7 protein-coding genes are annotated in these 14,860 nt (G+C 32.9%); 4 read left to right on the top strand and 3 right to left on the bottom strand.

Annotation, left to right across the window (positions count from 1 at the left end; genetic code table 11):
- The first annotated feature begins 304 nt into the window (after nt 1-304).
- The 3 genes from KM029_RS25700 (at nt 305) to KM029_RS25710 (ending at nt 9,749) form a co-directional block, all read left to right on the top strand.
- Complete coding sequence (locus KM029_RS25700; protein ID WP_144077271.1) at nt 305-2,317, top strand: LruC domain-containing protein; 2,013 nt, start codon at nt 305-307, stop codon at nt 2,315-2,317.
- 52 nt (nt 2,318-2,369) lie between these two features.
- Nucleotides 2,370-8,111 (top strand): T9SS type A sorting domain-containing protein, encoded by a 5,742-nt coding sequence (locus KM029_RS25705; RefSeq protein ID WP_158631270.1) that lies wholly within the window; start codon nt 2,370-2,372, stop codon nt 8,109-8,111.
- 120 nt (nt 8,112-8,231) lie between these two features.
- On the top strand, nt 8,232-9,749 hold the full coding sequence (locus tag KM029_RS25710) for a caspase family protein (protein ID WP_144077273.1): 1,518 nt from the start codon (nt 8,232-8,234) through the stop codon (nt 9,747-9,749).
- A 69-nt stretch (nt 9,750-9,818) separates the two neighbouring features.
- Here the strand turns inward: KM029_RS25710 and KM029_RS25715 are convergent, their stop codons facing one another.
- Entirely contained in the window at nt 9,819-11,324 is a 1,506-nt protein-coding gene (locus KM029_RS25715) for a DUF1254 domain-containing protein (RefSeq protein WP_144077274.1), read from the bottom strand.
- A 297-nt stretch (nt 11,325-11,621) separates the two neighbouring features.
- On the opposite strand from KM029_RS25715, the gene KM029_RS25720 reads away from it, so the two are divergent.
- A complete protein-coding gene (locus KM029_RS25720; protein WP_144077275.1) occupies nt 11,622-12,134 on the top strand; it encodes a hypothetical protein in 513 nt (170 codons plus the stop codon).
- A 56-nt stretch (nt 12,135-12,190) separates the two neighbouring features.
- On the opposite strand, the gene KM029_RS25725 is transcribed toward KM029_RS25720, so the two are convergent.
- Both KM029_RS25725 and KM029_RS25730 read right to left on the bottom strand, forming a co-directional pair.
- On the bottom strand, nt 12,191-13,645 hold the full coding sequence (locus tag KM029_RS25725; RefSeq protein ID WP_144077276.1) for a hypothetical protein: 1,455 nt from the start codon (nt 13,643-13,645) through the stop codon (nt 12,191-12,193).
- A 50-nt stretch (nt 13,646-13,695) separates the two neighbouring features.
- Nucleotides 13,696-14,610 carry a family 16 glycosylhydrolase gene (locus tag KM029_RS25730; RefSeq protein ID WP_158631271.1) on the bottom strand — a complete coding sequence of 305 codons (915 nt, stop codon included), beginning with the start codon at nt 14,608-14,610 and terminating at the stop codon, nt 13,696-13,698.
- Nucleotides 14,611-14,860: the final 250 nt, after the last annotated feature.

The raw sequence follows: 14,860 nt of genomic DNA on the forward strand, positions 1-14,860 counted from the left end.
AATACATTACGAACAACAGTTAATGAAGAAAATTAATTCAATAAATATTTATTTTTTTCGGTTGTAGTGAAACTATTCTCGTTTTCTTGAAATAATTATATATTAAAATACGATTCACCCAATTAAAGAGGGTTCTATCAACTTTAAATTTAATTAGTGTGAAGTCAGTGAACTATAATATGAGTTTTTTTGTCTCAAATTATGTAGACCTCTATTTAAGTATATCTTAAGTCCTTTTCTCTATTATTAAAGTACGATTGACATACTATTACTCAAAAATTTGCCCAGAATAAATTTAGCACAAATGAGAAATTTTTTACTCAACAAAATTAGTCTCGCAATATTTCTTATCATAGTATCTTTAGGGTGTTCGAGTTCCTCTGATGACACGCCTGCTCCCACTCCTAACAACAATAATGGAGATACAACTGTTGTTGCAGACAATACCACAGAATTTGAAAAAATAGTTATTCCAGATGGTTTCAATTATGAAATGACATCAGAAATAACATTTACTGCATCTAGAAAAAATACAACAGGTAAGATCGTTTATTCTTTCTATACAATAGATTACAACAACACGCACAACTTTATTGGTAAAGCATTATCTAATAGTGATGGTGTTTTAGAATACAAGGTGAATATTGCAGGTTATATAGAAAAAATATATGTAACTATGAGGTATAGAGGTACATTATATTCTAAAACAATTGCAAAAAGTTCTACAAATATCCAAGTTGTTTTTGATGAAAACTCTAATCAAGTGGAAAGCTCTAACGCTAGAACTAAATCATGTAGTGATGTGATTTATGCAGTCAATAATTCTGGACAAGCATTTACAATAAATATCGGAAGTAACACTGTAAACAATGTAACAGCTTTGGCTGAAGGAGGTAGTAAAGCAAGTGCTGTTAATGCTGCAAGCGACAAGTTATATTATGAACATAACGGGTCTATTTATACCATGAACATGAGTAATGTGAACGGTAACGGTACTTTAGTAGACAATTCTGGATCACCATTATCGCCACCAAATTTAAATAGTAACCAATATACAGGGCTAGAATATGTGGCTGATCAGAATATCTTGATTGCTTACAAAAATAAAGAATTATACATACTAAGTCCATCAAATTATAGTATAGTAAGAAAACCAACAATGAGTGGTTTTAATGGTAGCGATACAGGAGTTGATGGTGATATTGCAGTTGATATTGCAGGTAATTATTATCTGGCTACAAATTACGGCTTGTATTCAATTAACTTTGCTAGCGATTATTCTACTGCTGCACTTACACTCATTACAAATAGTAGTTTTCCATATACTATTACAGGTATAGGGTTTGATAGCGATAACACTTTATATGCATCAACCGACGATATTCCTTCTAAATTAATTACAATTAATCCGCAAAATGGTGTTCACAATGTTGTGTTCACACTACCTGGAAATATTGATGACTTTTCAATGTCTAGATGTGATGTAGTTTCTTTAGATAGCGATGGCGATGGTGTTGCAGATATAGACGATACCTATCCGAATGATATAAATAAAGCGTTTAACAACTTTTCTCCAGCAGAAAATGTGAATTCTTATTTAGCTTATGAGGATTTATACCCAAACAAAGGGGACTTTGATTTTAATGATATTATTGTTGAATATAACGCCAATCTAATCACTAACGGGAACAATGAGATTACTTTTATAAACTTTAAATTTAAAGTTAAATCTGTAGGTGCAGCAAACCCTTCTGGATTTGCTATAGAATTACCTGTTGAATCTGCGAAAATTAAGTCTGTTACAGGCATGTCAATTACTGCACCTGGTACAATAAATTTAGAAGGAAATGGTGTAGAATCTGGCATCCCTGCAAATAAAACTGTATTTGCTGTTTTTGATAACTCTTTCAATATTTTGAGTCAATCTGGTAACGTAAAAGCAAGTAGCTTAATTAATATAACAGTAGAGTTCCAAACTCCTGTTGCCTATACTAGTTTAAATCAAGTACCTTATAATCCATTCATATTTACACAAGGTGATAGAGCCAATGAGGTACATTTACCAGGAAAATCTTATACTGTTAAATTTAATACCGATTTATTGACGGCTGGGCAAGATGGTGGTAATTATAAAACAGCTCAAGGGCATCCATGGGCATTACACATTCCTGTAGAATTTGCTCCACCAAAAGAAGAAGTAGATATTACAACAGCGTACAAAAGGTTTAATAGTTTTATTACATCAAACGGTTCTCAAGATATTGGTTGGTACACAAACCAAGATGGAAATCGTGATGATGAGAAATTAGCCTACTAACCTGTAACGCGCACTGCCTAATACACCCAAGAACCCAATAACTATCATGATAATGAAACTCAAAAAAATTTCATTAGTATTTAACTATATACCTTTATTAATTCTATTTAGTACTTCTTCTTTATTTGCACATGAAATAAATAAAAATGCACTTAATGAAATTACAAACCAAGGTTTAAAATGGTATGGAACAACATTCACAGAAGCGGATGAGTTAATAGGAACCTTCTCTTTTTCGGTGTATGTAGATGCAATTGGTGGCGTAGAATTTACTCCGCTTATTGATAATAATGACGATTCAATATTTGATTTAGATGGCATTCAAGATGATTATATTCAACTTGGGTATGCATCGGTTACCAATGTGCCAGATGGTTTACGTTTAGATGTGAAACCTGTTAGTAGTACTAGACTTAAAATATCGCTAATGGATACCGCTCTTGCTCATACCGACGCAATGGATGTATCGAATATGGTGCTTACTTTCAATGGCGATGCTTTTACGAGTGGAACGACTGCAGGATATACTAATTTATCCAATGCTTTAAGCATAAACTTTAAAGATAATCCAGCTGTTACTGATAGTGATTTCGAAATAACATCTACTGTCCCATTTGTAGAAACAGGTGATGATAATGGAGAAGTTGGCGGAGCAATCGTACTTACTTTGGTTGGTGGAGACAGTCTTAATGGTGCAATTGGTAGCGATTTGGTAGATCTTGAATATGTAAGAGGTGTGAATATCCCTGATGGTTTAGAGTTATCGGTTATCAAAAATTCGCATACACAAGCTACAATTAGCTTAAAAGGAAATGCTGAAAACCATGAAGATGCCAACGATATTAATGTTGGTTGGTTTTTTGAAGATAGTGCTTTTGTATATTTAGATGCAGATCAAATAGAATTTTCGAACACAACATCATTAATTGAAATTGATTTCCAAACGATTGTTGTTGAAATAGAAAACAGTGATTTTATAGAAATAAGCAACACCGGTTTTACAGAAAGTAATTCTAATGATGGTTCTGTAGAGGGTACAATTGTTTTAAGTCTTGTTGGTGGAGATCAGCTTACAGGTACAAATGGAGACAATCTAGTCGCTACGGGATTAGTTGTTGCAGATGGTGTACCGAATGGTTTATCACTTTCTGTTATTCAAGATACACCTTTACAAGTTACTATATCGCTTACAGGAAATGCTGCAGGTCATAAAGCTACAGACAACACTACTTTTGGTTGGACGTTTACGGATAATGCTTTCGAGGTTTTGAATGCTAGTGTTATCGACTATGCCATCAATCCCAATTCTCAAGCAATAACCTTTACAACCGAAACTCCTCCTCCATTTACAGATAGTGATTTTCAGATTGTAAGTACCTCTCCATTTATCGAACAAGTTGTGGATAATGGCATTGTAAACGGTGAAATTGTACTTAATTTAGTAGGTGGAGATACTTTAACTGGTAGTATTGGAGACGATTTTGTAACAGCTTCTAAGCTTTTAACGCAAAACATTCCAAACGGATTAACACTGTCAGCCATTAAGAATTCTTCTACGCAAATTACGCTGAGTTTAAATGGGGTAGCCGTAGATCATTCTTTAGCAAACAGAAATTTTGGGTGGTCGTTTACAGATAATGCCTTTGCTGCTTTAACAGCTGATATTGTAGAACTTGCTCAAGTTTCGAACATTGGTATAGAATTTCATGACGGCTACAATCCTGAGTTAACCTTAACAACATCTAGAATGAATGATAGCACTACTTTTTATGAAGTGCTCCCTTATGTTGGAGGGTTAGGAAATGCATACCTTCAATATAGATTATCACATGATACATTTGTTGATACAATAGAGAATTATATTACTATAAATAACCTTCCTGAAGGAATTAAACCCGTAATCACAAGAAATACAAATTCCCTTCTTACCATAACTTTTGATAGTGTTGCAACAAATCACGCCCCTTCAGATAGTACAATTGCTACTATTACTTTTGAAGACGGTGCTTTTACTGGCTATCCAAATATTGATGTGGCAGGGTACCAACAAGATATTGCTTTAAAATTTCAAGAATATCAAGGTTTAGCATATGATTCTACGCGCTTAGTAGAGAATAAAAGAAATGATGGTTCTATAGACGGTGAAATTAAAATCACTTTACTTGGAGGCCAAAAGTTTACTGGTTTTGATGGAGAGCTTTTTAGTAGTAATGGCAAGGTATTATTTACATATGTCCCTGATGGTTTAAATGGGCGAATGGAACGTATATCTGATACTGAAGCAGTATTGAGTTTTACAGGAAACGCTACAAATCATGCAAAATTAATAGACGATGTTTCTAATGTAATTATTAGTTTTCAAGACATTGCTCTAACTGATCCTGAAGGTCCAGCATTAGTCCACAAGCTTATTAATGATTTTGCAATAGAGTATGTAGATGCACCAGAAAAACCAACTTTCACGTTCAATACAAAAGATTTTAATGAGAGTTCAGAAGATGATGGAAGTATAGACAATGACATCGTAATTTCTTTATACAATGCCACTTTCCATAATGACCTATCATTAGATAATATTTCTGTTACTAATTTACCAAGTGATTATACTTTGGCATTAGAAAGAGTAACAGCAACTCAAGTAGTAATATCATTATCAGGAACATCTACAGACCATTTTATAGAGAACAACATTGAAAATTTAGAAATTAATTTTATCGATAATGCTGTATCTGTCGTGAATGAGTTCATTATTGATTCTGTAGAAGAACATGCTTTTACTTCCAGTATTCTTTACCAAGAAAAATATGGTTTATATTGGGATGAAATGGCTTTTTATGAAGACACTACAAATTTTGACGGAACGATCATTTCGTCTCAAATAATTAGAATTGGCGGTGGAGAAACTTTTGTTGGAACAACAGGAGATAATTTGATTCAATATACGAATTATGCAAATTTCCCTAACGGGTTAACCCCAGTTCTAGAACGCATAAGCGATACAAAAGCAAAATTATATTTTACAGGAATTGCACATCATCACGATTTCATAAATACATCTTATGATGGGGGTATCATTTTTAATGCTGCTGCTTTTACTAAAAATACTGTCAATTATCTAAAAGATATTTCTCACCTTAATATTCAATTTCAGTACGAAGATACACCAGGTTTAATTTGGTCAAAAACTACCCTTGCTGAGTCATTAAATTTTGATGGGTCTATTGCTGATACTCTTATCATTTCAACTCAAGGACGTGCTTTATTTACAGCAAGTAGTACCGACTACATTTCAGATGAACTAGTTACTATAACAGGAGTGCCTGATGGTTTATCTACTCATTTAGTTGTAATTGATCAAAATAACTTGAAGTTTTATTTATCAGGGAATGCAACAACGCATTTAGATACAGATGATATAAACGATTTAAATATCAGCTTTAATTCATCAGCTTTTGAGAATAATGAGATTAGTAATTTTGAGCAAGTCTCACAAATGCTAAGTATCAATTTTAGGGATACCGCTCCATATTTAACATGGACAAATAATTTATTTTCGGAGACAAATGCTGATGATGGCAGTGTTGAAGGAACAATGACCGTAAATTTAGTTGGCGATGCTTTTATAGCTGCTGTTGGTACAGAAATTACGGAGATCACAACTGCAAATATACCAAGCGGATTAACTGCTGTACTTACTGTTACTAGTGCTACTAGTGCTGACTTAACTTTTACAGGAAATGCAACAGATCATGCCGATAGTAATGATTCGGATGATTTTACAATTACATTTAATGCTGCTGCATTTGTAGCTTCAGATGTGTCTACTTTTATTGGACTTACCAATACGGATTATCCAATTAGATTTAATTTTAACGACACCCCTATTACAGAAAGTAATTTTGAAATCGTTTCTTCTGTTGCCTTTAAAGAAAGTAGTAACAACGATGGAAGCGTAGAAGGTGAATTGGTCTTACAATTAACTGGAGGAGATGTTCTTACAGGTATTAATGGTCAAAACCTTGTTAAACAAGGCTTGGTTACTCCAGTAAATATACCAAGTGGCTTATTTTTAAAAGTCATTCAGAACAGTGCTACACAAGTAACAATATCTTTTGCAGGGAATGCGAGTGCAGAACAAAGTTCAGTTACTTTTGGTTGGGAATTTACAGATGATGCTTTTGCTAATTTAACTGCTGCAGAAATCAACTTAGCAGTTAACCTTAAAGCATATCAAATAGAATTTTCAGACCCGAACCAATCAAATTTTGATGGTCAAAACTGGTCGAATGGTACGCCTTCAAAAACTACGAATGTTGTCATAGAAGAAAATGTAACATTAAATGTATCGTCTCCCATTATCATCAATTCTATCAGTTTATCTCCCGGAAGTAAAATAAATATTTCTGAAAACGGAGGGCTAACTGTTAGTGGTGATGTTGTGAATTATGGAGTAATTAAAATTGCAAATGGAGGATACCTTATTCAGGAAGAAAACACCGATTATTTAGGTACTGGTACTGTAGAATACACAGTTGTAGGCGATGGATTAGAAACGGTATATAACTATTTTTCAAGTCCATATGTATCAGAGCAAAGTTTTGGTGGCAATATTTATAGTTATAATCCTACACTACCGCAAAGCAATAGTTACTCAGAGTTAAACAAAGGGTGGCAAGCACACAATGGAGCAATGACGCCCGGACAAGGTTATACGGCTACAAATGTAGATCAAGAAGTTCTTTCTGGAACACCTAATAATGGAGATATAAATGTGAGTGTTTACAAAGGAGCTCACACAGGTTTTAATTTAATTGGAAACCCCTATTTATCACCAATTGATATCGACAAATTTGTAGCGTTAAACGGTCCAGATGATAATAATGTAATTGAACCTGCCATTTATCTTTGGGATCAAGATATTAACGATGAAAACAATTTCCAATCGGCAGATTATGCTACATACAAACCTGGTATTGGTGCCGTATCAGGAGGTAGTTCTGTAACTCCTAACGGAGAAATTGCTGTAGGACAAGGATTCTATATAGAAGCTAAATCTTCTGGTACAGTTACGTTTAAAAACAGTATGAGATCTACAGATAATTCTCAGTTTTTTAGAGTAAAAGAATCCAATGAAATTGCTCGACTATGGTTAAATGTTCATCACGAAAATAGTAGTTTTAACCAAACCCTTATTGCATTTAAAGATAATGCAGATGACCAGTACGACCCTACTCTTGACGTGAAAAAACTAGTTGGGAATTCAAACTTTACGTTGTACTCTCAAATTTCAAATAGCGATGATAAATATGTAATTAATGTTTTCAACAATTTTGCCATAGATGAGAAGGAAATTGCTTTAGGGTTAGTTACTGCTTTTGATGGAGAACATACCTTTGAACTTGCAGATTACAATTACTTAGAAGATCACCCTATCCTTCTTGTTGATAATACAACAGGGGTTGAATATAATCTTAAAGAGCAAAATGTAAAAATATATTTACCTAAAGGGGATTATTCTGATAGGTTTACAATGAAGTTTAGAGAAGCAAATGTGTTGAGTAGTACAATTGATTTGGAAGATGTATTAATAGGTACTTCACATGGAAAGTTACATCTTCTAACCAATCAATTAGTAAGTACTTTAATAGTATTTGATTTAAATGGTCAGGAAATTCTTCAGTTGAAAGAATTGTCTCCACATTCAACAATAGATCATCAATTAGATAAGGGGATTTATATTGTACAGGTTCATCAAGAAAATGCAATTAAAACAAAGAAAATAGTCCTCAAATAACAATGTGTAAAGTCTCTGAAAAATTACTTCAATTCTTCAGAGACTTTTTAATACGCAAAATATTTTATTTATTTGTAGACAAGCAAACAAATTTAGAAACACTTTACTATACTTCTATTAATGAATTCCTTTATAAAGACGTTTTTACTCGTCTCTTTTCTTACCTACTCCTTTACATTTAATACTATAGCACAAAGCAGAGGTCTTACCTTAAATAGAACTGTTGAGAATGCTCTACCTGTAAACTCTAAGGCGTACGCTTTAATTGTAGCTACAGACGAATATGAAAACTTTGACAACTTAAACAACCCTGTTTATGATGCAATGGGAGTATCAAAAATTTTAAAAGAAGGGTATGATTTTGATGTAAAAGTACTTAAATCTCCTTCTAAAGATGAACTCCTAACGGCAATTAGAGAATACCATAATATTCTTAATAAAGAAGACCGTTTTTTACTATATCTAGCAGGACATGGTATTTACGAAACTAAATATTATGAAGAAGGCTTTGTTGTTCTTAGTGATAGCGAAACAAAAGGTTACGACCCCAACTTACTCACATATGCATCTTTTCATGATGTAAAAACACTTACCGACAAATTACCATCACAACAAGTATTGATGGTTGTTGATGTTTGTTTTGGAGGTGCATTTAACGATAAAATCACAAAAGGTAGATCTATTTATGATGCTTCAAACTCAGAAATGACTGCTGAAGATTTCTTAAGATTTCAGCTTGAAGAGAAAAATAGATATGTACTAAGCTCGGGTAAACTAAACACAGTTTCTGATGGTATTAAAGGACAACACTCTCCTTTTGCAGAGAAATTGATTAAATCTCTTAGTGAACATAAAAGAGATAGTATTGTTACTGCACAACTTATTAAACAAGATTTAAGGTTATTAAAATCGCAACCAATTTTAGGGTCGTTTTCTGAAAATGTGGGTACTTCTGAATTTGTATTTAAAGCAAAAGCTTCAGGTCCAAAGAGCAATACGCTTGTATTTAGAGCAGAAGAGGAATACTACAAATTCTTAACTGGAGTAACTAAATATAAATTGGATGAACCGTTCTTAATTACGGGAAGAAAATTAGAAGAAATTGCTAAAGTTTTTCAAGATGCTTCTGTTGATAATTCTTCTACTTCAGATGCTGCATTAGGTATGTTCTGGCTATTGGTAATGAATAAACAGCAACATCAAGTAGAATTAACTACTGAAGAAGAATATTATGCCAAAGAGGTAATTAAGGTATTTCAAGAAGAAGAAAGAAATGGTATCAACGATCATTTATGGCATTTAGCAACAATACAGGCTTTAGATATTCATCGTTTTACTGATGATGACCAAGTGCTTACATTATACAAAAGAGCAATGTCTGAACACCAAATGAAAAGTTTTTGGTATGCAGGTCAGTTTGCACTTAAACTAGAAAACAAGGCAATGGCTTACAATTTCTTTGAGAAAGGTGCCAAACTTAATGATCCTTTCAGTCAGTATGGTCTAGCAATGCTAAAATACAACGACAGACATTATTATGAATTAGATAAACCAATTGATGATTACATCAAATATCTAGAAAAAGCTAGTGAAAATGGTTTAAGAAGAGCTTCTGATGTACTATTTGACATCAACTAAAAATAAGAAAAACACAAAGAAAGGCTGTTTCAAATTAATGAGACAGCCTTCTTTTTTTACAAAAACCTATTACTTACTAGTATCTACAGATTGTACTTCTTCAATTTCATTTAATCTCCAAGAACCTTCAATCCATTCTTTTTCTGGACCGTAATTTCTGAACACTGTAAACCACGATTTACCAGGGATAGTTTGTAACCAGTTACCTTCTTTACCTTCAATTGGTTCTGGTGAGAAATAAATATCTAAAGAACCATCTTCATTGTACACTAATTTTTTCTGATTACTATCCAAAGATGGGTGTTCTTGATCTGTTTGGATCATAGATCTTGTTTGTGTATCATATAATGTTACTGCCCAAAATCTTGCTGTTGGCACATCTGCATCAATATGTAACGAGTATGTTTTGCCTCCATCATAAGCAATACCATCTTGTGCTACATAAGAGATACCATAATCAGAACCTTTACCTTCAATTCTTAATGCCATTGCTGGAGTAACGCCAGTATAAGAATAATGGAACATATCTCTTGCTTCTTTTTTAACAGCACCATTGTCATTAAAGAATACATCTCTATCAGCATAACCCATTCTCCATCTGCTCGATACATTATCTTCATATAAGCTAACTCCTTTTTGTCTTGGATACCAAGCAATTGAACGAGCACTTGCATTACCTAAAGCAACAGCATCTGTAAGGATAGCTTTCATACGAGCATCTGGGTTAAAAGGCTTACCTTTCTCAATACCAATTGCTCGGAAAGTACCTAAAAGTTCTTCATCAAAAGCAGACAAAGATTCATATTGTACCATCTCATGAATTTCATTATAAAACTCAAAATTATTGGCATGAATAGTATTCATCTCTTTTCCAGAAGCATGAATAAAGTTCATTTCTTCTCTTAACTCTGGTTGAGCTGCAGGATAAGAACGGTAATTAGCCATCACATTATCAATTGTTTTCTGATCTCCACTCATTCGTAACAATACCCAGTTTACATGCGATTTAGATCTAATTATGAAACAATCTTCAGGAACTTCTCCTTCATACCCAACAGGAAGAATAGCATATTTACCTCCTTTCCCTTTATCTTGGCCAACCATTCCTAGGTCACAGACATAGTCAAAAGCCATATCGTTTACAAAACCCAAGGCACCCGTTGGAACCTCTATAATTACCACTCCATCTCTTTTAGTATCCACAAAACCTGTTACGTACATTGTAGAGGTATTGCCTGTTAAAAATTGAGATTTCGAATCCATCATTCCATCAAAAATTAAAGTAGAATTAGCGGTTGTATTTCCCATTTGGTAATGCCCTTTATACAATGCCCAAATAGATGCATAACGCATACCATCCATAAAAGCAGTATATCCTCTTGATTTGTCCATGAAATCGTAGGCTGTATTTACTGTTTCTTGACTTGGTACACCATCAAAAAAGGTAAGCTGACCTTCTGTTGTTTCTACCGTATCAGGAGTTATAATATTTTCTGAAATATTTGTTGACATTTTGTATTGAGCATTTGCAACAGAAGAAGCTAAGACGAATAAAGAGATTATATATTTTTTCATTTTATTGTAGATTATAATGTTTAAATCAATTGTGATCAGATGTTGTTATTGTTCTGATAGTTGATATAACGGGGATAATCACAGATGAAAATGTAAAATTTTATTTTTAGAATGTCAGATTCTGTTCGTTATCAATTTTATTGATTAATAAAGTAAATACATAAAATATCAAAATTGCAATTTGGATCTATGCTTAAAAAAAAGGTGATTTTAATGCGAAATATCTTGTATTAATTACTGTCAACTACTGTAAGTTAATTGTCTAAAAGATGACTCATTAACAACAAACCTAATTTCATGAAAAAACTAAATAAAATTATTCTCGCATTTATTCTGATAACTTCAGTTTATCAAAAATCTAACGCTCAAGACCTTTTAAGTAATTTTCAGACGAAGGGAGGAACAGTAGATGTTCATTACACTGATTTTTATTCACCTCAGCAATTGAATTTTCTTTTTAACAACAATTCTTTTTTCGAACCGTTCCAAGAGAACCTTTATATCAATTTTGAGATGCCTTTGTTTACCATTCAAGATATTGCATTTGATATCTATACGGCACCTAGATTAAGTTATTCTACTTATCCTACCAGCTATTCTAAAAATGGAGCTGTTTATAATTCTGAAATGGAAATGAATGTGGGTTTAGTAATCAAAAAAGAAATTAACGGAAATACATTTAGTTTATATATTGGTGGTAATACAAGTAAGAATAATATTCATACAGAAGACACACCAATTGTTCCAACAGCTAGTTCTTTAATTAAAGGAACATCTAATAATATTCCAATGCCTTTTTATGAAAAATAATGGTTTCTAAAATCGTATAAAAAAAGCTACTCCTAATTAAAGAAGTAGCTTTTTGTTTACTGACTTATTTTTGAATACTCATCAAGTAAATGTTCTTTGTGATGTTTATCTAGGATCACTACTTTAATTTCTGTACTATTTTTATCTATCTTCTGATTTACCTCAATCCCTTTTAATGGAGAAACTTTTCCTAAAGAAAGTACTTTTTCTTTATTCTTTCCGTTCAGGAATTTTACTTTTAATGTTCCTTCTATAAACGTTCCATACTCCCCTTTTACAGTACTTGATGTGACATCCAGTGCTAATTTTTTAGTTATAATACCCGTTGCATTCACATCTAAAATTGGCGTACTAAGTAGTTTAGTAGCCCCATGTGTTTCAAGATAGTCAAATGCTTCTCCTGCTGCTAAAGTATAAATTGGTGTTTGAATTTCAGTTTCTAAATAACCTGTTTCCATACCACTATTAAAGATTGCAACATCTCCTCCTTCACAATAGGTTAGCGTTTTATCAAAAGGTTGAAATGATTTAGAAAAAGCAGATAATGTTGTTTTATCTACATAACAAATCCACGCTTTAGAAGATATCATATGCATCCCTCCCATCAAATTATAATCAAAGTGAGCTTCATATATTCCAGGAGCTACTTCACCCGTCCAATTTGTACCTTTGTTAAAATACTTTTTTACGTGTTCGGGGTTATTTTTATCTAACGGAAATCTATTTCTAGAAATGTATCTCCATCGCTGTTCTGGTGTAACATCAATTCTAAACTGTTCTCCACCTTTCATTTTATGCTCCTTATCAAAGGGAACATACGCCACAAAATTCTCACCATCTTGTAGTAAAGAGTCTGTCCAAGAAACATGCTGACTTGAAAGCATTATACCTCTTTTCACTTTCTTTTTTCCTACATTTTTTAAAGTATGTATGTAATATACTTTACTAGATACATCTTCGATTTGGAGAGACCTTGTGTACTGTATAGATTCTTCTACTTGAGGTTGAGTAAATCTTTTTTCTTTGCCAAACCAAACTGGTACTGGTAAATTCTGAACACCTGATTGCACTACAATTGTTACTTTATCTACCTTACTTTCGGCAGAGAGCACTTTATAAGGAGCATCACCAATAACTACAGGAGGTGGCCATCTTTGCGATTTATCACCTTTAGCATTCAATGCAAAATTATCTCTAGGAATTGGTACTAATCTATACCCTCCAAAATTTCTCCAGTCCTTCATTTTCACATGGTCATCATTTGTATATGAACGACCAAATTCTTTAGGGTTTAACCATAATGATTTCACATCGCCTAGGTTATATTCCAATACTCTTCCACCAGCATCTGGAACAACCGTTACCGTAATAAAATCGTTCTTTGCAACGTAATTCGTTTTCCATCCCCAGTCATTATAATTATCAATAGTAGTAATTGATTGTCCATAAGTATCTACACTAAAAGATACTATGCTACAAAGCAGTAGCAGAGAAAAATAGCTTGCTTTCATTTTAATAAAATTTATTTAGAAGAGTAAGTTCTTACTATTAAGTAAGTAGTTTATTTCTTTTTCCAGACCCTTACATAATCTACAAACATAGATGTAGGCATCTGTTTTAACGCTTCTAAAGATTTAGGATCTGAAGTAGGATCAATAGCGTTATTTCTGTTATTATAGAATTTTACAAAAGGTTTACGTAGTCCCAAAGACAATGTCACATTCATAGGTCGATGCCAATAAATGTTCTTTTTTCTTGCCACCTCTACACCGTCAATAAACCAGATGATTTCTTTCTTGTTAACTTCGCAACCATATACGTGATAGTCCTCACTTGGGTCCCAAGGAGCTCTCCACTTGTTTAATTGTTCATCAGGATATTTTTTAGGTCTACGCCATTCTCTTTTCCCATCCACTTTCACTACCGCATGTAAATTCAGATCAATATCCTGAATGTCTTCTTGATGCTTATTATACCAGTCAAATTGTTGTAACTCTACAATATCTATTTCACAGTAAACCGGTTCACCATCTTTGGCTTCTTTATCAAAATCACTAAATAGCCAAAAAGATGGACACACCCCTTCAGCTAAAGAAGCCCCTTTAATTTTTGCTTCAAAATAACCATATGTAAAGGTTCTGTAAGATTTCAGTATGCCAGATTTAAAATAGGTATTCCTATCCTCTTCGTTATTCTGATTTGGACGCATAGTGATTTTTGCGCTACCATCTTTAATAGTAACATTACTATCATTGTCCCATTTCCATGCGGTTGTATTAGGAAGTTTACCTTTTTGCATCCATTTTTTCCAATCTGGATTTTCTGCATTAAATTCATCAGAGGCACTCCATTGAATTTCCCACTTATCTTTACTATTTGTAGTTGCAAGTGGTTTTTGTGCAAAAGCAATTAAACCCACAAGATTACTCAACAATAGAGTAAGAATATAAGGTCTAAGTTTTATTTTATTTGTCATCTTTAAAATTTCCATTACTTAAAATTTAAATCAAAAAGAGACTTGTAGTTCGACGTTCAAATATAGAGATAAATACTATGGCTAATAACTATCAACTACTTTCATGTTCTTAAACGAACAAAGTATTGACGCTTACCAAAATTGATGAACTACTAATTGATCAAATCAATAAGAATAGTATTAAAAATATTCACCTTTTATATTTCGCCCCTTTATTTTTCAATTAATTCTTAAACGTCAAATTTCTCTT

Source organism: Flammeovirga kamogawensis (assembly GCF_018736065.1).
GTDB classification, from domain to species: Bacteria; Bacteroidota; Bacteroidia; order Cytophagales; family Flammeovirgaceae; genus Flammeovirga; species Flammeovirga kamogawensis.